Source organism: Tenacibaculum sp. 190524A02b, from assembly GCF_964036645.1.
GTDB lineage: Bacteria > Bacteroidota > Bacteroidia > Flavobacteriales > Flavobacteriaceae > Polaribacter > Polaribacter vairaonense.
Genome location: NZ_OZ038525.1, coordinates 2,295,186 through 2,319,513, shown reverse-complemented (window position 1 = coordinate 2,319,513; position 24,328 = coordinate 2,295,186). Strand labels below are relative to the sequence as shown.

22 protein-coding genes are annotated in these 24,328 nt (G+C 31.3%); 7 read left to right on the top strand and 15 right to left on the bottom strand.

Annotation, left to right across the window (positions count from 1 at the left end; genetic code table 11):
* The first annotated feature begins 2 nt into the window (after nt 1-2).
* The 3 genes from ABNT65_RS09355 to ABNT65_RS09345 all read left to right on the top strand — a co-directional run bounded on the left by ABNT65_RS09355 (nt 3) and on the right by ABNT65_RS09345 (nt 6,417).
* Nucleotides 3-4,577, top strand: coding sequence for an RHS repeat-associated core domain-containing protein (locus ABNT65_RS09355; RefSeq protein ID WP_348747731.1), 4,575 nt, complete (start codon nt 3-5; stop codon nt 4,575-4,577).
* A 72-nt stretch (nt 4,578-4,649) separates the two neighbouring features.
* A complete protein-coding gene (locus tag ABNT65_RS09350) occupies nt 4,650-4,967 on the top strand; it encodes a S1 RNA-binding domain-containing protein (protein WP_348747730.1) in 318 nt (105 codons plus the stop codon).
* Nucleotides 4,968-5,859: 892 nt separating this feature from the next.
* The gene (locus ABNT65_RS09345) at nt 5,860-6,417 is read left to right on the top strand and encodes an REP-associated tyrosine transposase (RefSeq protein WP_348747729.1); all 558 of its coding nucleotides are present in this window, start codon (nt 5,860-5,862) and stop codon (nt 6,415-6,417) included.
* A 192-nt stretch (nt 6,418-6,609) separates the two neighbouring features.
* On the opposite strand, the gene ABNT65_RS09340 is transcribed toward ABNT65_RS09345, so the two are convergent.
* The 4 genes from ABNT65_RS09340 to pdxH all read right to left on the bottom strand — a co-directional run bounded on the left by ABNT65_RS09340 (nt 6,610) and on the right by pdxH (nt 10,887).
* Complete coding sequence (locus tag ABNT65_RS09340) at nt 6,610-8,694, bottom strand: OmpA family protein (protein WP_348747728.1); 2,085 nt, start codon at nt 8,692-8,694, stop codon at nt 6,610-6,612.
* 122 nt (nt 8,695-8,816) lie between these two features.
* Nucleotides 8,817-9,713 carry an exopolyphosphatase gene (locus tag ABNT65_RS09335; protein WP_348704967.1) on the bottom strand — a complete coding sequence of 299 codons (897 nt, stop codon included), beginning with the start codon at nt 9,711-9,713 and terminating at the stop codon, nt 8,817-8,819.
* 8 nt (nt 9,714-9,721) lie between these two features.
* Nucleotides 9,722-10,210: a histidine phosphatase family protein gene (locus tag ABNT65_RS09330; protein WP_348704447.1), complete on the bottom strand. Its 489-nt coding sequence runs from the start codon at nt 10,208-10,210 to the stop codon at nt 9,722-9,724.
* Between the two features lie 29 nt (nt 10,211-10,239).
* On the bottom strand, nt 10,240-10,887 hold the full coding sequence (gene pdxH, locus ABNT65_RS09325) for a pyridoxamine 5'-phosphate oxidase (protein WP_348747727.1): 648 nt from the start codon (nt 10,885-10,887) through the stop codon (nt 10,240-10,242).
* Between the two features lie 216 nt (nt 10,888-11,103).
* On the opposite strand from pdxH, the gene ABNT65_RS09320 reads away from it, so the two are divergent.
* The 4 genes from ABNT65_RS09320 to ABNT65_RS09305 all read left to right on the top strand — a co-directional run bounded on the left by ABNT65_RS09320 (nt 11,104) and on the right by ABNT65_RS09305 (nt 15,551).
* The gene (locus tag ABNT65_RS09320) at nt 11,104-13,263 is read left to right on the top strand and encodes a TonB-dependent receptor (RefSeq protein ID WP_348747726.1); all 2,160 of its coding nucleotides are present in this window, start codon (nt 11,104-11,106) and stop codon (nt 13,261-13,263) included.
* A gap of 331 nt (nt 13,264-13,594) precedes the next feature.
* A complete protein-coding gene (locus ABNT65_RS09315) occupies nt 13,595-14,011 on the top strand; it encodes a DUF2141 domain-containing protein (protein WP_348704450.1) in 417 nt (138 codons plus the stop codon).
* Between the two features lie 31 nt (nt 14,012-14,042).
* The gene (locus tag ABNT65_RS09310; protein ID WP_348704451.1) at nt 14,043-14,681 is read left to right on the top strand and encodes a hypothetical protein; all 639 of its coding nucleotides are present in this window, start codon (nt 14,043-14,045) and stop codon (nt 14,679-14,681) included.
* 195 nt (nt 14,682-14,876) lie between these two features.
* Complete coding sequence (locus ABNT65_RS09305) at nt 14,877-15,551, top strand: hypothetical protein (RefSeq protein ID WP_348737402.1); 675 nt, start codon at nt 14,877-14,879, stop codon at nt 15,549-15,551.
* Between the two features lie 61 nt (nt 15,552-15,612).
* On the opposite strand, the gene ABNT65_RS09300 is transcribed toward ABNT65_RS09305, so the two are convergent.
* The 11 genes from ABNT65_RS09300 to ABNT65_RS09250 all read right to left on the bottom strand — a co-directional run bounded on the left by ABNT65_RS09300 (nt 15,613) and on the right by ABNT65_RS09250 (nt 24,252).
* Nucleotides 15,613-16,032 (bottom strand): hypothetical protein, encoded by a 420-nt coding sequence (locus tag ABNT65_RS09300; protein ID WP_348747725.1) that lies wholly within the window; start codon nt 16,030-16,032, stop codon nt 15,613-15,615.
* Between the two features lie 596 nt (nt 16,033-16,628).
* Nucleotides 16,629-17,306 (bottom strand): VOC family protein, encoded by a 678-nt coding sequence (locus tag ABNT65_RS09295; protein WP_348747724.1) that lies wholly within the window; start codon nt 17,304-17,306, stop codon nt 16,629-16,631.
* On the bottom strand, nt 17,296-17,835 hold the full coding sequence (locus ABNT65_RS09290) for a hypothetical protein (protein ID WP_348737405.1): 540 nt from the start codon (nt 17,833-17,835) through the stop codon (nt 17,296-17,298). Before ABNT65_RS09290 ends, ABNT65_RS09295 begins: the two co-directional genes overlap by 11 nt.
* A gap of 110 nt (nt 17,836-17,945) precedes the next feature.
* Nucleotides 17,946-18,665 (bottom strand): VOC family protein, encoded by a 720-nt coding sequence (locus tag ABNT65_RS09285; RefSeq protein ID WP_348704457.1) that lies wholly within the window; start codon nt 18,663-18,665, stop codon nt 17,946-17,948.
* A 45-nt stretch (nt 18,666-18,710) separates the two neighbouring features.
* Nucleotides 18,711-19,595, bottom strand: coding sequence for a sterol desaturase family protein (locus ABNT65_RS09280; RefSeq protein ID WP_348704458.1), 885 nt, complete (start codon nt 19,593-19,595; stop codon nt 18,711-18,713).
* A complete protein-coding gene (locus ABNT65_RS09275; RefSeq protein ID WP_348704459.1) occupies nt 19,595-20,083 on the bottom strand; it encodes a hypothetical protein in 489 nt (162 codons plus the stop codon). The genes ABNT65_RS09280 and ABNT65_RS09275 overlap by 1 nt, the downstream gene beginning before the upstream one ends.
* A gap of 65 nt (nt 20,084-20,148) precedes the next feature.
* Nucleotides 20,149-20,712, bottom strand: coding sequence for a Crp/Fnr family transcriptional regulator (locus ABNT65_RS09270; RefSeq protein WP_348704460.1), 564 nt, complete (start codon nt 20,710-20,712; stop codon nt 20,149-20,151).
* 18 nt (nt 20,713-20,730) lie between these two features.
* On the bottom strand, nt 20,731-21,837 hold the full coding sequence (locus ABNT65_RS09265; protein WP_348737408.1) for a DNA alkylation repair protein: 1,107 nt from the start codon (nt 21,835-21,837) through the stop codon (nt 20,731-20,733).
* Between the two features lie 158 nt (nt 21,838-21,995).
* Nucleotides 21,996-22,919, bottom strand: a complete 924-nt coding sequence (locus ABNT65_RS09260; protein WP_348737409.1) for an SDR family NAD(P)-dependent oxidoreductase — start codon at nt 22,917-22,919, stop codon at nt 21,996-21,998.
* A 12-nt stretch (nt 22,920-22,931) separates the two neighbouring features.
* Nucleotides 22,932-23,333 carry a DUF4345 domain-containing protein gene (locus ABNT65_RS09255; protein ID WP_348704463.1) on the bottom strand — a complete coding sequence of 134 codons (402 nt, stop codon included), beginning with the start codon at nt 23,331-23,333 and terminating at the stop codon, nt 22,932-22,934.
* Nucleotides 23,334-23,415: 82 nt separating this feature from the next.
* Nucleotides 23,416-24,252, bottom strand: a complete 837-nt coding sequence (locus ABNT65_RS09250) for an AraC family transcriptional regulator (RefSeq protein ID WP_348704464.1) — start codon at nt 24,250-24,252, stop codon at nt 23,416-23,418.
* Nucleotides 24,253-24,328 lie beyond the last annotated feature (76 nt).

Genomic DNA, 24,328 nt, shown 5'->3' with positions numbered 1-24,328 from the left:
TTATGAAAAGGACAGGTTTACAACTTAGGTATATAACAATAATTTTCTTACTTATAGGAAACGTATTGGTAGCACAAAAAACGCTAGGAGATACGGGAGATGTTTGTAATTATTTAGGTTTTGAAGTTCAGGCTAATAATGACGTAAGTGTCATTCGAGGAGATGTAGTTTTAGCAAATTGGAATACAACAAGTTTAAATTTTCAAATGAATTATGAAGGTTGTCAAGGATTTCCTAAAGTGACAACTGATTTAGATAACTTTCCATGGGTACGAGTAATTAATACTGGAAAAAATAGAATGGAATTCTCTCTTTCTAATAATGAAACGGCAGTAGATAGGGAAGTTACTTTTACTTTTGATCATGGTACAATGTTAGCGGGTGGAATACCAGATATAATAACTATAAAACAAAAAGCCAATCCCTCATATAGTTTTTATTATAAAGATACAGATGGAGATGGTTATGGAGATTATAATGCAGAGCCAGTTTCAAGGTTAACAGCAGCAGCAGGAGAAGTAGATAATAATTTAGATTATTGTATTGATGAACCAAGTACTACAAATAATGGCTGTTTAGAACCTTACGAAGATAGAAATTGGACACGTTCAAAAACCTATGATATCAATGGTCGTTTGATAGGAAGTGCTAAAAATTACTATAATGATTTAGGTAAACTAGAGCAATCACAAAGTTATGATTCCAAGCATAATAGAGTATTAGCATCACAAACCATCTACGATGCACAAGGACGTCCAGCCTTGCAAAGTTTAAGTGCCCCAGTAAGAGAAGGAGAAAATTATAATTATCAAGAAGGATTTGTTGAAAAAACGACAGGAGGAGAGTTGACAACAGATGATTTAGACACAGATGATACATTAGACCCTACCATATTAAATACGTCAACATTAGGAGCCTATTATTACAATAACCAAGAGGAAGCTTTGATGGATAAAACGGAACGTCCTTATACTCGTTCTGTGTATAGCGAGTTAATGCCCGGAGCTGTAATGCAAACCATTGGAGGTAATAAACAAAACGGAGAGTGGAGAAGAGGTTACAGTTTTTCTATGCCAGCTGCTCAAGAAATGTATTATGTATATGGTTACAGTAGTTTTTCAGGCAATCCAGCTATTGCCGCTACCTATTATACGGACATTGATGGCGATTTAAGCGATGTTAATAAACACTTAGTGTGGTTAAAAGCAGGAAAAACAGTAGTACAAGATATAAAAGGAAATGAATCTGTAGTATTTACAGATGCAGATGGAAAAACCTTAGGTGCTGCACGTTCAGGCGGAGCTAAAGGATACCAAGTGTTATCATTAATAGGAGAACAAAAATATGTTGATGTACACATTCCAGTAGGTTGTGAAAATACAGCAACTTTATTAGGAAATGCCAGCGACTATAAAATTTTTGATTTAAAAACTGAGCAGCCTAATGGAGATATTTCTAAGGCTGGATTTTATCGTATTGAATACACAGGCTCAAAAACATTAACAAAGAGCCATACCTTAACGTATATTGACAAAGGGAGTAAAAGAATAGAACCTGTAAAAGGGAATGATGCGGTAGGAATACGTTATGAGGTAAACTATTATGATTTTAGCCTAAACTATTACAATGAAGTTGGTCAGTTAACCAGTTCATTACAGCCTTTAGGTTTCGTAGATACCTGTTTAGACGGGTTGCAAGCTAATGTAAGTCATAATGATAAGTTAAAGAGTAATTTTGTTTACAATGCTTTAGGACAGTTAACCCACACTCAAAGTCCAGATGAAGGACATGCTTGGTTTATCTACCGTAAAGATGGGCAAATAAGATTCTCTATTAATAGTAAGCAATGGAATCACTATGAAATTTCGTACACCAGTTATGATGAATTAGGACGTCCAGTTCAAAGTGGAGTACATTCAGATAGAGAGGTTTTAGAAAATTTTCCTGGAGATGAGCATATCACAATGGATACATATCCGTTTAAGAGTATTTTAATGAATAGTGTAGAAGTTTACCAGAGTGATTTGCCAAACCATAACAGAAAAGAACAACATTTTACAGAGTATGATTTCTTGTCTTCTTCTGCACAAACATGGTTAAATTCCAATGCAGGAGTAGCCTATAGGAATCCTACTTTTTTATCAGGTAATGTAGCAAGAACTTATAATATGGAAGGTAGTACTATTCTTTCTAGAACCTATTATAGTTATGATGTATACGGACGTGTAAAATGGATAATTCAGGATATTGAAGGTTTAGGCGTAAAAACCATTGATTATGAATACGACCCAATTACCAGTCAGGTAAATAAAGTATATTTCCAAAAGGGAAATGCAACAGAGCAGTTTATTCATAAATATACTTATGATGAGCACACACAACAGTTGGTGAAAGTAGAAACTTCTTCTGACGATAGTATTTTTACTACCCATGCAGATTATACCTATTATCAAACCAACGGAGCATTAAAAAGAACAGAATTAGCAGGCGGTATTCAAGGAATTGACTATGTATACAATTTAGCAGGACAATTAAAAGCGATTAACCATCCTAGTTTGACCAAAGAATTAGATCCTAATGGTGATGAAACCGATTTATTTGGAATGACCTTAGATTATTATGGAGGCGATTACCAAAGGAATAGTAACTTTACCTTTAACAATAACCTTATGGGAATTGAAGACCAATATACGGGGAATATTAAAGGAATGACTTGGAATACCAAGCGAACTACAGATGCTAATACCACACCTGTATTGTATAAATATAAATATGATAGAAATAATTGGTTAAAAGAAGCTATCTTTGATGGTATGGGGAATCAACAAAATGATGCTCCAAAAGATATTACGTTCAATGAAAAATTAACGACATCTAGAAATGCAGCGGCTACCGATTTTATAGTATTAAAAGAAGGTTTTGAAATAAAAGCATCTAGCAGTGTTACTTTTTCAGCTAAAATAGTGGATGTGAATACCGATGGAACCTACGGAACGGATGATTATAAGGTACACAATATTACCTATGATGCCAATGGTAATATTGAGAGTTTACATAGGAACAAGAACACAGAAGGTGGTTCTAACAAAATGGATGAACTGACGTATACCTATAAGGAAGATAAACCTAACCAATTAGATTATGTAAAAGACGATGCTGGTAATGTAGGGGTAGGTGATATAGGAACACAAAGTGCAGGAAATTATGTGTACAATAGCATTGGACAGTTAGAAGAAAATATAGAAGAAGATGTAAAGTATGAATACAATGCTAGTGGGTTAGTAACCAAAGTATTTTATAATGATGCTTTAAAAGTACAGTTTTATTATAATGATAAAAACTTTAGAACTAAAAAAGTAAGTTATCTAGATGGTGGAGGAAGTAAAACCACGCATTATGTACTAGACGCCTCAGGAAGTACTTTGGCTATTTATGAAAACCAACAGTTAGAAGAGCTACCAATATACGGAGCAAGCAGACTAGGAATTCATAAAAAGCAAAGTGGAACAAATGTGTACCAGTTAACAGATCATTTAGGAAATGTACGTGCGGTGATTGCTAAAAATGGAAGTACAGCAGTAGCAGCTACTAGTACTACAGATTATTATCCTTTTGGTATGCCAATGCCGAATAGACAAATCGTTAATGGTGAGCATTATAGATATGCCTATCAAGGGCAAGAAAAAGACCCTGAAACAGGGAAGGAAGCTTTTCAATTAAGGCTTTGGGATGCGAGGATTGGTAGATGGTTGACTACGGATCCTGCCCATGCACATCCGAGTCCTTATTTGGGTATGGCAAATAATCCTATCAATACGATCGATCCCGATGGAGGTTGTCCTTGTAGTGAATGTCCTGAAAATTGTGGAGAAGGTACAATTGACCCAGCAACTGACTCCTCTTCAGCTTTTCCAAATACAAGTGGACAACAATTATTAGATGAAGTAGTAATTGGCGGTTCTAATGGAGTGAAGAATATAACTGGATACCACTATACAGCTAAAGACTTAAGGATAAGAAGTATTTTAATGGAGTCTAGAATTTTACGACATTCTATTCTCGATTTGGAATCAAGAGGGTACTATGCTCCAATGGGATTACAAGATTGGATTGACTTTCATGGCGCAAGTCATTATAATAGTTATAGGTTTTTTACGGCAGTAACTTTGTCCTATGAGCTTTTAGCTCCACCATCTTTTGGTAGTATTTCTCCTAGAGGTTTCAATTTGAGAGGTTATGGGAAAGGTAGTCCAAAAGAAGTTTATATTTATAGAGCGCCTAGAGAAGGTACAATGGATGATATAATGAATAATGGATTTAGAAAAGCGGATCATTCCTCTGGTGATAGGAGAATATATTTTGGAGAGGAATCTGTAGCAGGAGAATATGCAAAAACGGGAGCATATGATTCGTTTTTGATAAAAATTAAAGTAAAAGAATCATTCTTAAAAGGCCATACGTTTAAATATGCTGCTAAGAAAATAGGTGGTCCAAGTAGACTTGAATATAGAATACCAGTAGAAAAAATAGATTTTTTAAATACGTTAGACAGAACTAAGATAGGTCCTTATTGGTAATGATAAAACAATTGAAACAAATTAATTACTGAGCATGACGTCAATTCAATTTAATGATTAATATTATGAAATATGTTGAATAATAGGACAGTAGAAAATTGGGAGAAATTAAAAATTGAAATTCAAATAGGTGATGTACTTTATGGTGAAGTTTTTAGAGTTGAGCCTTATGGTGTTTACGTTAATATAAATAAGGATTTTTATGGTATAGTTTTAGCTCCTTATATAGCGGAAGGAAACGTAAAATTGGCCGACTATCCTAAAATAGGTGAAAAATTAAAGGTCATAGTTGTACACTTCTCCGACTTTGATGGCGAATTTACCTATATAACTTTAAGTATGAAAGATTCTGATTTTCTTGATGCGGCTAAAATTATACATAAAAAGTAGTAAAACCCCCCCCGCACCTTGACACTTGAGCGATAGCGGAAATGACAAGTTTTAAAAGTAAGTTTAAAAAGAAACGAGCATATTATTAGCCATTTGTAATGGCAACACTAGAAGTTATAAAAAAGCTACTTTACATTAGATTGTAAGGTAGTTTTTTTTGTTTTTATATACTACCAAGTTTAATTTTAGTAATCATAGCATCAAGTGCAAATAAAATATGCTCTTGGTCTTTTTTTGAGAAGCTAGCAATATCATTAAGACGTTTAAGCATAACCGAATCTTTAAGCACGTTTAAATTATCTGTTTCCCCAAGTAAATACCCAACATTAGTGTCAAGTACATTTGCTAGTTTTTTAACCACACCCGATAGTGCATTCTATGGATAAAAACAAATAAAAATTGATGTTTTTTATGGGGCATTATTGAAATAGCATAACTTTTTTAAAACTTCGTTTCAAAAGTTATTACCAGTTCAACAAGCCAAAATTAATATTATTTTTAAAAAAAATAGGCAGCAAAATTGTGTGTATTAACATAAGGCTGCTGCCTTTTAATAACGGCAAAAATGCGATGCAAAAGTTTGTTCTTAATATTGTTTAGAACAACCCGATCGCGCGGATTTGTAATCCGTGCCGAGTATGATAAGCCAAATAATAATAAATATAAAAACTACTTTACATTAGATTGTAAGGTAGTTTTTTTGTTTATAGTAATTAAAAGAATATTATAAATGCTCGGATTACAAATCCGAGCTATCACGTTATGAAAAGTATAATACGTATGATAAAATTTTGAATTATAAATTTAATAAATAGATGAGTAGTGTAAGTTAATCTTTGTTAAATGATTTTATAATGTGTATTTTAACGACTTAAATAAAAGCTATAGAAAGATGTCTACAAAATATAAAGCAACAGACGATCAATGTTATTTTATAACTATAACAACAGTAGGTTGGATAGATATTTTTACTCGACTTAATCAGAAAGAATTAATTATAAAATCATTAGAATACTGTCAAAAAGAAAAAGGTTTAGAAATTTATGCATACTGTTTAATGCATAGTCATCTACATATGGTATGCAGAGCAAAAGAAGGATTTATATTATCTAATATTGTAAGAGACTTTAAAAAATATACCTCAAAGAAGATTATAAAAACTATTATAGAAGAGCCAGAAAGTAGAAGAGAATGGTTGCTTAGCTATTGTAAAGAGGCATGCAGTCATTTAAAAAGAAAGCAACAGTATAAAGTTTGGCAAGATGGCTATCATGCAGAAGTATTGTATTCAAATTCATTTTTAAAAGAAAAAATTAATTATATACATCACAATCCTGTAAAAGAAAAAATAGTAGAATATCCAGAAGATTATATATTTAGTTCAGCAAGAAATTATGCAGATTTAGTTAGTGAAATAGATATAGTTGTATGTATGGAAGTAATGATGTGAATTAAACTATAGTTTTATTAGTCACGGATTGCAAATCCGCCTTATCGGATTTCCTAGAATCCATAAAATAACTTTTAGTTGTAACGCTATTTTAGGACGGGACATTTATAATAAGAAAAAAACCGAGCACTAAGGCTCGGCTTTTATTTTTGATTACTTTGTTAGAGAATCGTAGTAAGTTAGTTCGGTGTATTACTTTTGGTTAATAACTCTAAACGTTGTTCTACGGTTAGCAGCGTGCTCTCTTTCTGTACAAGAAACACCGTCAGAACATCTGTTTGTTAATTTATTTTCACCGTAACCATTAGCTGTTAATTGACTTGGGTTAATTCCTTTAGAAATTAAATAATTAACAACTGATTGTGCTCTTCTTTCTGATAAATTCTGGTTGCTAGTTTTATTACCTCTAGAATCTGTATGAGATTCAATAGCAACAGCAACACCGTCTTTTAATATTGGTAATAAACGAGCATCAATAATACGCTTAGCTCCAGAAGTTAAGGTAGCACTACCTAAGTTCCAGTTGATAGGTAATGGTGTATTTTCTACTAACTTACACTCAACTTCTTTCCAAGACGTTAATCCACCTTTAGAAACTAAAACCTCTTTAGTAATTGTCTTGTACTTAGCAGCTACAGGAACCTCTTCCTTCCAAGCATCTTTTACTAAAACAGTTTTCTTAATAGTTTTATAAACAGCATCACCTTTAATCAATCTTGTAGTTGGAGGCGTAGCCATTACTGTTCTTTTCATGGTAGTAGTAACCTCAGGAATATCAATTACTCTAGTAGTTGTTTCAGCAGGAATTGCTCTCTTCACTGTAGTTGCAACTTCAGGAATTTCAATAGTTCTTGTACTTGGAGGCGTAACCATTACTCTTTTCTTAATAATTTTAGTTACCGCTGGAATATCAATAACTCTAGTAGTTGGTGGCTTCACCATAACTCTTTTCTTGATAACCTTAGTTTTTGCTGGTATTTCAACTACTCTTGTACTTTCAGGAGTAACTACTGTTCTCTTAATAGTTTTGGTAACCTCAGGAATGGCAATTGTTCTTGTGCTTGGAGGCGTAGTCATTACCCTTTTCTTAATAATCTTAGTTACTGCAGGAATATCAATTACTTTAGTACTAGGAGGTGTTACCATTACTCTTTTCTTAACAGTTTTAGTTACTGCAGGAATTTCAACAGGTCTAGAAGAAGGAGGAGTTTTTAACACTTTCTTTCTATAAGAAGCCTGTCCACATTTTGTAGGAGAAGTACTCTCATTACAAGTTGGTTTAGAAACCACAGAAGCATCTTTATTTAAAACCGTCTTATTAATAGTTTGGAACTGCGCAGGTACTTCTTTATAACACCAGTAACGACAATCATTAGGATCAGAAGATTCACAATCTGGCGCTTTTTCACTCATTTGCCATCTTGCAGATTTTGCTTTAACCTCAATAGTTTCACTATCTTGGTTAAAAGAAGCAGGAATGATGCTTAATTTAGAACCATAATCTCTTTTTTGATATGCGATTGTTTCATAGTCATATACAGCAGGAACAGTTGTTAAACGCTGCGATGCATCTTTAACAGTTACTACTACATCTCGCATTTCATATCTCGCAGGAATCACTTCCACTCTTTGCGAAGCTTCTTTTACGGTAACTACTACATCACGCATTTCGTATTTTGCAGGAATCACTTCCAAACGTTGTGATGCTTCTTTAACTACTACAGTTTCTTCTACTGTACTAGTTTTAGCAGGTACTTTTACTAAACGTTGGCTAGCTTCTTCTACAGTAACTACCACGTCTTGCATTTCATATCTTGCAGGAACAATTTCTAAGCGTTGTGTAGCTTCTTTAACAGTAACCACTACATCACGCATTTCATATTTAGCAGGAATTACTTCTAAACGTTGTGAAGCTTCTTTAGTAACTACTCTTTCGGTAGTTGAAGAAGGCTTTGATAAAGACTTTTCAATACGCTTAGAGGCTTCTTTGGTAGTAACAATAAAGTCTTCCGTTTTGTAGGTAGCAGGTACTACTACTAACTTTTGACTCCCCTCGTCAACCAAAACTCTCTCTGTAACTGTTTTGTATTCTGCAGGATGGGTAACAATTCTTTTGTACGCAGGTGCTACCTCAATAGTAACATCTTCATTTTTCCAAACTTCAGGAGTTTTACAACGTACGTAACATTTCCCCGGTTCAGCGTTTGTTGGAAGATCTTGCGAAAAAGCACTGTATCCAAAGGCTAATAAAACTCCAGATAGTATTAGTTTTTTCATAATTAATAAAAATTTGTTTGTGATTATTTAGTTTCATTCCATATGACACGCCAAGGGGTGCAAAGTCACATATACACAAATATAAAGATTTTTATTAAATGTTAAAAACTTGTTAAATTAAATTATAGTTTATTGAAATATAAGCTTTTAATAATTCCGTCAGAGAGCCCTATTTTAGGGACAAATATCTTTCTGGCGTTACTCCATTTCATGGCAGAAAGGTATATTTTAGTGGCTGGAATAATCACATCTGCTCTATCAGGATTCAATCCAAGTTCTGAAATTCGCTCCTTATACGTCATTTTTTTCAAGAACTGATATTGGGCATTTAAGTAAATATATGATATAGGTTTGCCTTGTTCTCTACCAGACATTTTAAATATCTTGTTTATATTACCTCCAGAGCCTATTAAAGCAATTCTTTTATAATTTTTAGTATTCTCTTCAATCCATTGCTGAACTTTCTTAAAAATGGCCTTATTTTCCGATTTTTTATTATTAATCAATCGGACAGTACCAATTTTAAACGATTTAGAGTTGATTATTTTTCCTCTTGAAAATAAGGTAAATTCTGTACTTCCACCACCTACATCTACATATAAGTAGGTACTATCAGATTCTATAAGCTGACTTAAGTCTGTAGAAGAAATAATAGCGGCTTCTTTTTTACCGTCAATAATATCAATAACTACTTCGGTTTTCTTTTTAATTGCTTTTACAACTTCTTCACCGTTACTAGCTTCACGCATGGCAGAAGTAGCACAAGCTTTGTACTTTTCAACCCCATGTACTTTCATAATTAATTTAAAAGCATTCATGGTGTCAATCATTCGGTTAATATTTTTCTCTGAAATAGCTCCAGATACAAAGGCATCTGCTCCTAAACGAATAGGAACACGTACCAATGATGATTTTTTAAATTGTGGATCTTTATCTTCTTCTTCAATTACATTGGCAACTAATAATCTTACAGCATTTGAGCCAATATCAATGGCTCCATATTTCGTTATTTTCAAAATTAGTTATTTTATCTATGATGTTTAGGGAACTCAATTAACTTAGTATTTCCTTTTTTAATATTTTTCCAGTGCTTTTCTGAAAACTCAATGCCAATAACGCCACATGTAGGTACATGAGCTATTGGTTTGCTTCCAAACTTGTTTACAAACGTATTGATACCATGGTCATGACTAAAAATAATGGCACTATTAAAGCTATCATCCAAAGCCATTACAGTTTTTACCAAGTATCCATCACTAAAACTATACAATTGACGTTTAATTTGCAAGTTAGATAAGGGATAACCAAAGTTTTCGCAAAAAATTACAGCAGTATGCAAAGCTCTGTTGGCACTACTAGATACAAAAACATCGGGTTTGTCTATTTTTTTTGAAAGGTACTTTGATAATAAATGAGCGTCTGTAATACCACGCTCTTTCAAAGGCCGGTCAATATCTTTAACGCTATCATATTTCCATGATGATTTTGCGTGACGAACAATGTAGATAGTTTTCATTTAATTATAAACAATGGGTAAATATAAAACTAAGGAGCTAAACGTTCAAGTATCCAAGAAAAATCTTTTTGTAGCGTATAACGAATCCTGTCATGCATTCGGTTAGGACGCCCTTGCCAAAACTCAATAGAAATAGGCTTTACAAGAAAACCTCCCCAATGTTCTGGTCTAGGTATTTCTTGATTTTTAAACCGAGTTTCTAAATCCACTAAACTTTGATCTAAAGCTTCTCTAGAAGCAACAACTTCACTTTGATTGGAAGCCCAAGCACCCAGTTTACTACCGTCTGGTCTTGAATCAAAATAACCATCCGATAAATTAGGCGCTAGCTTTTCAGCATTTCCTTTTATAATAACTTGTCGTTCTAAGCCAGGCCAAAAAAAGGACAAACAAACATGGTTGTTTTCTAAAATAGCTTTTCCTTTTTCGGAATTATAATTGGTATAAAAAATAAAACCTTCCCAAGTATACTTTTTTAATAAAACCACTCTGTTTTTAGGAAAACCGTCTAAACCCACTGTAGCAATAGTCATTGCATTTGCTTCGTCAACCATTTCGGATTCGTCAGCAGTTAAAAACCAGTTTCTAAAAAGTTCTATAGGATTTTCAGGGCAGTTTTTTTCAAGCAGTTCTTGTTTTTCGTAGGACTTTCTGTAATTACTTAAATCGTGTGCCATTGGTAACTTTAATAGTTGCGGTAAAGGTACACTTTTTAGCAAGATTTGTAAACTACATCGCAAGAAATGTAAAAGTTATAAGAGAAATTCACAGCTACATTTGCGGCATAACAATTCGTCATTAAAAAATTACAGTTGGGTAGCTCTTTTTAGTAAAGTACTTGAATCTGTTGCAATTTTGAAGTGTAAAAATTAATTAACTGTAGTAAAAACAACATGAAAAAATTACTAATAACTACTATACTAATACTATTACCATTTGTAATCATGGCACAAGAAACCATTTCAGGAACGGTAACGGATACACAAGGAAAAGCAATTGAAGGAGCTAATGTTTACGTGGAAGGAAGTTACGATGGAGGTTCTTCTGATGAAAAAGGAGCCTTTAGTTTTGAAACTTCTGAAAAAGGAACACAAACCTTGGTTGTTTCTTTTATTTCTTTTGAAACGTATACCAAAATAACAGAAGTTTCAGCGATGAAAAAACTAACAATTAAATTAAAAGAAGATGTAAATACCTTGGATGCAGTAACTATTAATGCTGGTTCTTTTGAGGCGGGAGATAATGCAAAAGTAACTGCTTTGAAACCTTTAGATGTAGTTACTACGGCAAGTGCATTAGGTGATTTTGTAGGGGCGTTACAAACCTTACCAGGAACATCTACAGTAGGTGAGGATGGACGTTTATTTGTGAGAGGTGGAGATGCAGGAGAAACCCAAATTTTTGTAGATGGTATTCGCGTATTTACACCCTATTCACCATCGGCTAGAAATGTGCCAACTCGTGGGCGTTTTTCTCCATTTTTGTTTAAAGGATTTTCTTTTTCAACAGGAGGTTATTCAGCGGAGTACGGACAAGCATTATCAAGTGTGTTAACTATGAATACAGTAGATGAACCTATGCAAGAAAAAACAGATATTTCTATCATGACAGTAGGTGCTGGACTTGGAAATACCCAAATTTGGGGTAAAAACTCATTAAGCTTTAATACATCTTACATAAATCTGAAACCTTATTTAGAGCTTTTTCCTGATAGAAATGTATGGATGAAGCCTTTTCAGTCGGCAAGTGGAGAAATGGTATATCGTTATCGAGTAAATGAGGATGCGTTGCTAAAATTGTATGGGGCTTTTAATTATACAGATTTAGAAACGTTGCAAGAGGATATTAATTATGAAAATGGTTTACGTTTTGGGTTGCAAAATAGAAACTTATATTTCAACGGATCCTATAAACAAAGATTGGGAGCTGGTTGGAAAGTATCTGGAGGCTTGAGTTATACAAATGACGGTGCCAAAGTTGGAATTATTGAGGATAAAGTAAACGATGTAGAAAACTCAGTTCATGCCAAAATAAAGCTACAAAAACGTTTTTCTAATAGATTTAAATTAAATTTTGGAGCGGAGTATTTACTAACAAAATTCTCTGAAAACTATAAAAACCCATTAGTAGGAAGTTTTGATTATAAGTTTACCAATGATATTAGTAGTGTATATGCAGAGTCGGATATTTTCTTTTCAAAAAAATTAGCATCTAAAGTAGGAGTGCGTATGGAAAACTCAGGATTGTTAAATGAGTTCACGGTTTCACCAAGAGTGTCTTTAGCTTATAAGTCAGGAAAAAACGGACAGTTTTCAGTAGCTTACGGACAGTTTTATCAAAATCCTAACAATGAATATTTAAAATTTACTTCAGCATTAAAAGCTCAAAAAGCAACACATTGGATTGCCAATTATCAATATGTAAAAGATAGACAGATTTTTAGAGTAGAAGGGTATTATAAAAAGTATGATGATTTAGTAAAATTTGATACCCCAAGAGCGATACCATCCGCTAACTTTACTAATAATGGAAATGGTTTTGCAAAAGGGTTGGATGTATTTTGGAGAGATGGGAAAACCATAAAAAACACGGAGTACTGGTTGTCTTATTCGTACTTAGATACAGAAAGAGATTATAAAAACTATCCAGTAAAAGCAACTCCCAATTTTGCAGCTACTCACAACTTATCTGCTGTAGTAAAACACTTTGTGAAAGATTGGAAAAGTCAATTAGGGTTGAGCTATAATTTTTCTTCAGGAAGGAATTATACAGACCCAAACCAAGCAGGTTTTTTAAATGCAAAAACCATTAATTATAATTCGGTAAGTTTTAATTGGGCCTATTTAATTAGTCAGCAAAAAATACTGTACTTCTCGGTAAATAATGTGTTAGGAACTCAAAACATATTTGGGTACAATTACAAGAATACGCCTAATACCAATGGAACCTTTGATAGACAGGCTATTTTACCAGCCGCAGATAGATTTTTCTTTGTAGGATTCTTTTGGACGATTAGTGATAATAAAAAAGATAATCAGTTAAATAACTTGTAATAATGTATTGTTTGCTAAAGTGCAGTGACTATTCATTTCTGACAAAAAAGAAAATCAATAAAATGTCAAATCGAGCGCAGTCGAGATCTTTAAAGTAACTAGATAAATAGCTCTTAATCTCTATTTGTTTATCAATATATCAAACGCTTACTTTAACCTTGTTCAGAACTAATAGTATAAAATAATTAATATAGATAGGTATAGAGAATTATAAATAGTTAGCAACTTTTACAATTCAGTAGTAAAAAATAACAGTTCAGTATAAAGCTTTTTAATAGGCTTTCAAATAGAAAGATATTTGAAGTATACAATCACTAAAACCAATAACAATATGCAAAAAATAGTATTAATCACCTTGTTTTATGTAATGAACTTGTTAGTAGCGCAAGCACAAGATACGGTTACCATAACAGCTACTTTTAAAGGAATGCAATCTGACACTGGGAATCTATATGTAGGTTTGTATAATAAAGAGGCAGATTTTTTAAAAAAGCGATACAAAAGTCAAATAGTTTCTGTAAAAAATCAACAAGCTATGGTGAAGTTTACAGTACCTGTAGGGACGTATGCTATTTCATCTTATCATGATGAAAATGAGAATCAAAAAATGGATACTAGCATGTTTGGAATTCCTAAAGAACCTATTGGAATGTCTAATAATGCTAAAGGTTTTATGGGGCCGCCAAAATATAAAGACGCCAAATTTGAAGCTAAGGAGAATATACAAATCATCATTCAAGTACAATAAGAACAAAATCAACAATTAAAAACATATAATTATGAAAAAAATAGCAAGCATTATCATCATATTCATAGCGTTTAATGTAACGGCTCAGACTAAATATGAAAAAGGAATGAAGAAAGCATTTGGTTTGTGGGAAGTAAATAAAACCAAAGAAGCAGGACAATTATTTGAACGTATTGCTACGGCAGAAAAAGAAAATTGGTTACCGCCTTTTTACGTAGCTACTATAGAAATATTAGGAAGTTTTGGAGTACAAGAGGAAGCAACGTTAGAGGCAAAATTAAAAAAGGCACAAGTGTTTTTAGATGAAGCTAAAAGTTTATCAGAGAATAATCCAGAAATTCTAATTACGCAAGCTTTGTTAAATACAGCGTATATTGCTTTTGATGGTCAGAAATATGGAATGACTTTATCTATGAAAAATGCAAAATTGTATGAAGAAGCATTGAAATTAGCGCCTAATAATCCACGAGTATTATTAAGTAAAGCAGAATGGGATATGGGAAGTGCTCAGTTTTTTGGACAACCTATAACTCCTTATTGTAAAGATGTAGAAAAATCGTTAGCATTATTTGAAAATGATAAACCCAAAAAGTTTTATCCAAGATGGGGAAAGAAGCGTGCAAAACAAGTACTGACCAAATGCCCAAAAAAAGAAAAGACAACCGAGTAAGAAAAAAAGTAAAAAATTTTTGTAAGGAAATATAAAGAGAGCAGTCTAAATTGTAACTTAAACGTATTTGTTTACTATTAAATGTAAAAATGTACTAAAAGTAACCTACTTACTATAGAAACCCATGTAACCATTGTGTTAGGTGGGTTTTATTTTTTATAACGTTTTGTTTTCTAGAATTGAAATGAAGGATTAATGTTACTTGTTATATTTGTTTTATACAGATGTCTAGGAAATAATATTATGGGAATGGACTTAGATTTATATGTTTATGATGGAAGTGTTGAAAGTCAATGTTTTTCAAGAAGTTTTAAAGATGAAATAATTTTTGATTGGTATGTAGGATTTGAATCCTTTTTAACTAAGAAAGAAATTGAAATAGTTTCACCTAATACGTATGGAGAAATAATTATTGGAGAAGGAAAGTATATTATAACTAGTGATAAAGTTGTAGATAGAGAAAGGAATCCATACAAACTGAAAGAGGTACTTGTTAAAATAGAGCAATATATGAAAACGAAAAGTTCGGAACTACCTTTGGTACATTTTATATATGAAGATTTTAATTTTAAAGAAGAACTTTATAGTCTAAACATAGACGGGGTAGAATCAATCATTGAAGGAGATTTATTTTATTATGAAAACTATGAAAAGGTTAGAAATAAAATTCAATTTAAAAGTTATCTTGAGGATTATGGAAAGATTGATTTTTTAATAGAAGTAACACCACAAATTGAAATCAATAATCAAAGGTTTTATACTAGAAGTATTACAAAAGCGAAACTGTTTGAAGGTGAATTTAAGCAATGTTATGACTTTTTAGATGAGGCAATAAAACAGAATAAAAAAGTACTATGGGAATTTGGGTGAAAATACTTAAGATACAGATTGTTCTGAAAAAAATGTGCTGACATTTGTATGTTTTTATTACTTATTCTACTTGAATCAAGGAGATATTTTGTTTTTCTAAAGCACAATAACTAAAATTTTTATTTAAAAAAGTGAAGTGCTCTTCATTAATATTGTTAGTAACACCTATATTAGAATTTACATGTTTAACAAAATCTTTAGGCCATTGAAAATTATAATTTTTTGTGTAATGTAAAAGATCAGAGCTCCAAACCCAAAGCCCATCTGTTCTAATTGTTTGATAATGATTGATATATTCTCCTGAGAAAATACAGACTGATTTGTCAAGAACGATATTTAAAAATTCTGCTTTTTCTAGATGATTAATTAGCCTATTATTATCTTTCATTTGATTCTTCTCAATATTGCATTTATCTTTTAGTTTTTCATTGTTCAATACATATTTCTTCCTATCCTTAATATTTACTATATAACGTAACATATTTAATATACTTTATGTTTTTAGTCTGTACCTTTCATAAAATAGTATTAACTCATAGTAGCATTTGTGAATTACTTTCATGTTTGTTTTATTAAGAACCACCCTTTTTTAGTAAGTAAATAGATAACACATCCAATTAAAAAATGAAAAACGAAAATTCCAAATGTCCATCCAATACCTAGCTCGCCACTTAATAAAGTTTTAGATTTTAAGAAAAGATTGGGATTGATAAAAATTCTATAAAGAATTGTAATTGTTAATGCTACTCCTATAAAGAGTAATGAGTAACCTAAAAATCTCTTGACCATAACTAAATCATTTTTTAACAAAAATACTAAAAAAATAAGCTGAAAGTCAACTATAAAAATTAGGTGCATTATAGTAAAATCTTATTTTTCATTACTATTTTTGACGCATTGAAATTGTAAAAATTGTTGAAGATACGTTGCTATGTATGCCCAAAAATTAGATAATATTACTTTTATATATAAAAAAGTAACTGGCATTGTTAATGTAAAACTAAATTAGTTCTAGTAATAAAGTGTCTGTCCGTTGTATTCCTAGGTTTGATCGTAATCAACAAACACTGCAGAAATTTATAGTTTCAGTTCGCTAATATGTACCTGTCCGTTAGTAAAACTAAGATGGTATTGGTTATTACTTTCAGTGAAATCTATTTCAAAAGGAGCTGAATAGGCTTTATCATTGGTAGGAAACCAATCTTTTGCATTTTTATCAATACAAATAAACAATCCGTTTTCATCACCAATAGCACAAAAACGCTCAAAATTACCGTCGTAAATGGCTAAGGGAATAGTTTCCGATAAGGTTTGGTAAGTTTCTTGAATAGTAGTTACTGGAAGTCCAATTTCAGAAATTTCTACTAATGAATTACTCTGAAAAGGCTGATCACTATCATTGTTAAGATTTTTACGTGCTATAAACTCCACAATATTTTTGTCTTTATCATAAAAATACATTGCTTTTGCATTCCAATTTTTAAAGTCTTGTATTTCTTTTTGTTCAAAAGTTAGTATAGATACACGCTCTTTTAACCAAGTTAAAGCTTCTTTTTCTTTATTAGCTGGAATGGTAATTGCAAAATGATAAGGATAGGACTGGTAGTGTTTTTCAAGTATAAAATCAGTATTCCCTACTTTAAAACAAACTTCTGTTTCGGTTTTATAGGCTATAGGAATGTTTAATACATTGGTGTAAAAATCTATTTGTGCTGTAAAGTTTTGTGTATGTATTTTTAACTTTTTAATTTTCATTGGGTTGGGTTTTAATAAAAGTTCTTGTGATAAAGCCTTTGGTGTTAATTAAAATAGTATCCTTTTTTATAATTCCTTTATAGTCCCTTCTAGTACTCATTATTTGTTCATTCCAATTCGTTTTTTTATAACTTGTAGTATTGGGAATAATGGGTTCTTTATAAAAGAATGAATTATCAACAGTTATACTAAAATACAAAGAATCTTTAGTTATTTTAAAAGTATTGACTTTGGTCTTGAAAAATCCGGGTAAATAAGCTTCTCTAGCTTGGTCAAAGTCATCACTGGTACCGTAGTAGTAGATTTCTTTGGGTTTAATTACTAGGTAGTGGTCTTCTTTAAAATCATAGGTATTGTACTCGTAGGTATACTTATAAGTACCTAACCAGTGAGTTAAATTAACGTTGGTATATGTTTTTCCAATACTGTCAAAGACTATTACTTCATTATTTGTGTATGTATGAAGTTTTTGGGCATCTTTCTCAACTCCTTCAGCAAATAAAAACATATTATATAAAAAATTCCCCAAATAAGTAATTGTTAGTATAATAAGGAAACGAACAAGATACTTTTTTATCACAATAACAGTTTTTTATAGAACTTAATCAGGTAAAAATACTATTTTTAAATTGTAGTTTACTAAACCTCTTTAAGGTAAAAAAAAGCTTCTTTAGAATTATCAGTACATAAAATACGATTATCGTCTATAGTTATTTCACTACCACCATTTTCCATAACTTTTTGTTTTACCAGTTTTAAATTTTCTACACCAAAAGTACATACCCAATATTCATATTTTCCTTTATAACTATTTGGAATTTCTAAAATGTCTCCTATATGTAATTTTTCTTCGTTGATAATGTAATAAAAATCATCACGTATTTTTTTAAACTCCCAATGAAAAATATTTTGATAAAAAGGAATGACTTTTCCTAGGTTTGATACATGTAATTCATTCCATATTAACGTGTTCTTTGTATCTTTTGTACGTGCGTTTTTTAACTTTGAACCTTCGTAAATAGTAAATCCAGCCCCTAAAGGATCTCTAACTAAAGCAACCTTTTCATTCACATCTAATTCATAAGAAATCTCAATACGTCCACCGTTTTTTTCTACATTTTCAATAATTTTAGTTACGTTTTTTACCTGAATGTAGGTCATCCAAAAATGAGGCATTCGAAGCTGTTTAAATTTAGGAGGTGTTTCATACAAACCAGTTATAGCTGTATTATTTATGTACGCCATAAAGTAATCGTTTTCTTGATAATACTTCCAATTAAAAAGCGCTTTGTAAAAGGCCATAGTTTTTTGAGGTGTATAAGTAGATAAATCAGCAAAAAATGGTGTGTTTATAAGCATAATGATATTAATTTAGAAAATTGTTTTCATAAAATAATGAAATATCTATTCATTTTTAGGCATCCAATCAGGTGGTTTTATAAAGGCTAATAGTTTGTTTTTTGCATTTTTAATAGTGTGTAGTTTTTTAATAAAGCGTGTTATACCGTGAAAAAATACGTTTATTGGATTCACACTTTGTAGAGGCTCTGAAATTCCATAAATAACTTTTTCTTTTTCAGGTTCAAAAGTACCTAACATTCTGTCCCATATAATTAAAATACCTGCATAATTTTTATCCCAATATTGCTTGTTAGAGCCATGGTGTACTCGGTGATGAGATGGTGTGTTAAATATAAACTCAATGGGTTTAATTAGTTTACCAATAATTTCAGTATGTAATAAGGTTTGGAATACTTGTACAAAAACTTCTGATAATAATACTAAAATAGGATCATAACCAAGCATTACAATAGGTAATGAAAATACAATAGGCAAAATAGCATCTAAAGGCCCAAAACGATAGGCAACCGACATGTTAAAATGTGGGGAACTGTGATGTACAGTATGTGTTGCCCAACCAATGCCAATACGATGCATCATACGATGTTCCCAATAATAAGCCAAATCAGCTAAAAGAATACAGGTAATAACAGTAGCCCAGTTGAGTTGTAAATGTGGTAGACTGATATGTTGATATACCCAAAAATAGAGTTTAGTGATGGCTAATATCCCAAGAATGATTTCAATAATAAAAAAAGCTCCAAAGGTAATAAGGTTAGCAATACTATCTAAAATCAAGTTTTTAGTAAGCTGTTTTATATAAGTGTATCTTATTAATTCTACTATGAAAAAAGGGACTATTATATAAAGCAAACTTAAATCATTTACAAGATAGAACCAATATTCAAGATCTATCCAACTAATTTCTTTTGATAAAAATTCAATCATTACTTTAGTTTTTTCCAAGTTTCTACTCCATTGTAACCATAAGCGTTATAGCTTAATTTAAAAGTGTGATTGTTATGGATGTTTATTTTACAATCTACCTTATATTTTTCATTTTTATAGGTAAGGATGTACATACCTTTAGCGCTGTTTTTATAAGATGATTTTATCGTAAGAATTTTCTCTTTGGGTGCATTTTCTGAATACCCATTTTCATCTTCATATTTATAGGTGTAAGCATTGAAAACACTTCCTTCCTTTTTTATATGATATATAATAAAACCGTTAAACTCTGTGTTTTTGTATTGCACTTTCCATTTACCTTCAAAGTCAATGGTGTTTGATGTTTTTTGGGAGGTTTTTACTAATTTTTCTGTACCTGAATTAGTTGTGTACGTATTACTTTTAGATGCGTAACTAACTAGGTGTGCACTTCCAGCAATAAGAATAATAAAAAATAAAGTTCTAAAAAGTAAGGTTGAATTCTTCATGTATTTCTTGTTTTTAGCAAATATCCAACCAATAAGATACTTTTTTTTTGATCTATATCAAAAAGCTATTTCTGGGCGCGAAGTCTGCTAAAAGTTTCTTGAGAAATACCTAAAAAAGAAGCAATATAGCCTAGTTTTATCCGTAATTCAATAGTAGGGAAGTAAGAAAGTAGGAGTTGATATTTTTCTTTGGCAGAAAGAAAAGACCATCCTTTTGAGAATTGATCTAAAAAGCTTAACATTTCTTCTGCTAATAAACGAGCAAAATTTCCAAAAGCAGGAAAATCTGTAATTAATTTTTGGTAATTGCTATAGCTGATTTTATACAAAACACAATCCTCTAAGCTTTCTATTTCTTCATAACTATGCTGTTGTGTATAAAAACTATACCATGAAGTAATAAACTGATTTTCTTTATAAAACCAAGAAGAAACTTGTTTTCCATTGTGATAATAATAATTATGTAATAGTCCTTTCTCAATAAAATAAAGATAATTGGCTTTGGAACCTTGTGTTAATACAATTTCTCCTTGCTTGATTTCTTCTACTTCAAAATAAGAACTAATATGTTCTTGTAGTTTAGGTGTTATCAAACATCTAGTGCTTATTTCTTGAAGTAAATTATGCATATATAAAGAAGTTTTTTATTAGGAAATTAACTCAAAATTAAAAGCTTCGAGCTCTTGACCATTAATAATTAAAGAAACTTGATGCAAGCCTACATGATACCTTCTGGTAGTAATAATTTTAAACGATTGTTTTCTGGTGATAGCTGTGGTAGATTGTCCGTCGTATTGCTTTTCACTTATTTTAAATACTTTTTTAGATAAGGTACCATTGGCTTTTTGATAATACAAACCGTACTCTAATCTAATTTTGCTAGGAGGGGAACTGATGTTTTTTAGTTTAAAAGAGAATTCCAGATAATTGCCAATACTTACTTTGGGGGTATGAATGTTAAAATCGGTTATTTTAATGTTTTCAATACTTCCAAAACCAAACAATTCCATAATTTCTGAGTTTCCTTGTTTTAAAAGTGTTCTGGAAGCGTGTTTTACTACCCAATCAATTTCTTTAGAAGTTCCCATCCATTTTTTAGCAAGTTGCATCACTATTTCAGGATTGTCTTTAGAAATATCATTTAGGTTATTGGCAACACTTCTTCGTACCGATTCAGAAACGTCTCCTTTTAAGGTTTCTAATATAGGAAGTATAGGTGTTGGATCTTTTTTTAATTCAGGTAATGCCATTGCCCACGGCAATCTAGGTCTGCAACCTTCAGTGGCTAATCTACGTACCATAGGATGTTTGTGAGTAGACCAAGCTTTCATTTGTGTCAACATTTTATCAGGGTAAGCAATGATAAAAGGACGTACTGCAAATTCACAACTGGTAAATTGTGTAATCTGTTCCATGGCTTTTACCGAAACGTTATAATGATTCATCCCGTATACTTCAATAAAATCGGGTAGAAACATGTATTCAATACTTTCTTGTTTAATGTTGTTTTGTTCTATGTATTGAATAACAGCGATTAGTAACTCTACATTTTGCTCAAAATTGGGACTAAGATGCGTGTTTAGCACTGTAGTAATATGGCGCATTCGTTGTTTGAGTTCTTTTTGTTCCCAATTATCGGTATAAATGTCTTTAATAAACTGTGTTTTATTAAAGTTTGGTTGAATGGCTAATACAATATTGGTAAAGCGCTCAAAAAAACGATCGTTGTATATATTTTTAAATAGTTCGGCCATGGGAGTAGTTTCGTTTGTTTACTTAAATAGGATAAAAATAGAAATTCTTAGCGTTATTAGATTATGTTTGTATGAAGAAAATACATATTAAACTATGATTCAATAAAAAACGGCTTGAATTGATATTCAAACCGTTTAACTGATACTTTTATAGTTTATCAATTAGTAAATTGATGAATAGCTATATCAGCATTATTTTGAAACGTATGATTATCTAAATCTTTCCAAATACTACTTTGATTTACTACTTGTCCAGTTAAAACATTTTCTTTACTAGCATAAAATACACCGCTTTTAAACTTAGGGTTATTGATACCTTCAACAAATCGTTTTGCGCCCTCTTTAACAGAATGAGACATTCCCATTAAAGGCATAATTATTTTCATTCCTATATGTTTTAAGAATATTCTTTTTAATAACGGTAAATCATTCATACCATTGGTACCTCTAGTTCCTCCAGGGCTCATGCTGATAAATTTAATTTTAGGATGTTTTTTAGCCATATTACTCATCCATAATGTACCTCCATATTTAATCCAGCCATAAACTTGAAAAGGATCAAAATCATCTTTGAACTTTGTACCGTTGAATATAGAAACAAATTCTTCAACTGAATTCTCAATTAAATTAGGGCGTTTCATTCCCATTTTTTGAATTCCTCTTGCTGCTTCAGAACTAGCAAATAAAGCAACGTTGTTTAGTTTGTTTTGTGCAATTAACTCGTCAACAAGAACAACATGTCCTAAAAGATTACTAGCTGTTAATTCCGTGACACCATTTGGAGTAAGTTTTTCTGGTGTTTTTCCTCCCGTTCCACCTGCATTCATTATTAGCGCATCAATAGCTATAGGTAATTCTTGAACGGCTTGTTTCACTGTTTCAGGTCTAGAAACGTCTAGGATAATAATTTTAAATATATCTCTTTTTGTAGTTTCTGTTAACTCTTTTTTTGCAGCCTTAGCTTTTTCAAGATTCCTACAGGCTAAATAAACTATTTTTGTTTCTTTTATTAAAGCCAATTGCCTAGCTGTTTCTTTACCAATCCCTGCATTAGCTCCTGTTATTAATATTGATCTATTCATTTTTGTGTTAGTTTAAAAAGATTGTTGTTTATTGTTTATTATAAAAAGAACAAGTCCTACTAGACCTAAAATAACTTCTAGTCCAGTGGCTTTAACCATTCCACTAGAAGGCATTCCATCTAGAATAATGCTTAAAATTCTTCCAGCACCTAGTGAAAGAAAAAGTAGCGAAGAAAAAATTGTTGCTGATTTTCTTAAAGAACTTTTAAAGCTTCCTAAAAATAAAAGAAGTGCTGTAACTAATAATAACATTCCAAAGGAGCGAACATCATTTAATGCACTTGCATTTCCTGCTATTTCTATTCCTTCATTAGCTTTAATAGTTATAGGGTTAAATGTGGTTAAGATTCCAACAGCTGTTAAAATTAAACCTGAAATAAATAAGTAAATTTTTAAAATTCTTGAATTGCTCATAACCTTGTATTTTAAATGTTGATACAAAGGTCATGTAGATTGATTTAGTTTAAAGCGCAGTTTAGGTCAAAGACTGCTCAATTTAGTTCAAACGGTATTCGGAAGGAGATTTTCCATAATAAACAGTAAAATTCCTGTTAAAAGTAGATACCGAGTCAAAACCTACATCATAAGCAATTTCAGATATACGATTGTTTTTTGATTTTAAAAACTCGGCTGCACGTTCTAGTTTTTTTTGAGTGAGGTATTTTCTAGGACTTTCACTAAAAACTTCTTTAAACTTCCTTTTAAATGAAGATTCACTCAAATGAGTTAATAGGGCAAGTTCCTTTACTGAAAGATTGGCATACAGGTTTTGTTTAATTACTTTTTTAAATTCAATTTCATTTGGTTTAAATAAAGCAGCTAAAAAATCTAATTCTGAAGGTGAGTTTTGCGATTTAACCATTAATTGAATAAACTCTTTTAGTTTGGTTTTTATGATGTTGTCATCTACTAACTCAGGATTTTCTAATAAAATGTCAATACTTTGTCTAAAATTATTTAACATTAAATCTACCTGTACTTGTTTTACATTATAATTACTTTCATAATTTGATAATGTAATATCTAAGTCAAATAGTTCTTCTACCAAAGATGGATAAAGAAAAATACCTACAGACTCAACTCCTTTATTTTGAGAGTTTTTATTTTTGCAAGGTTCAAAAAAGTAATTTAAACATTTGGCAATCATTGCTGTATTATGATTCAGGTTTAGAAAATTATTAGGAGTTCTAATTCCCACTTCGCCTTTGTTAACAAACATAAAACAAGCTTCATTTTCAGCATAACTTTTTAAAGTTCTATTGAAAAAAGGCATAGATAGTTTGATAAAAACTATTTTTTCTTTATATGTTATTACTTTTTCCTCGAATTTCATTTAAGGTATAGATAAACTTAATTATGCTTACTCCTAGCTTTTATATATTAATTAACCGTAAAAGTAAAGAATATTC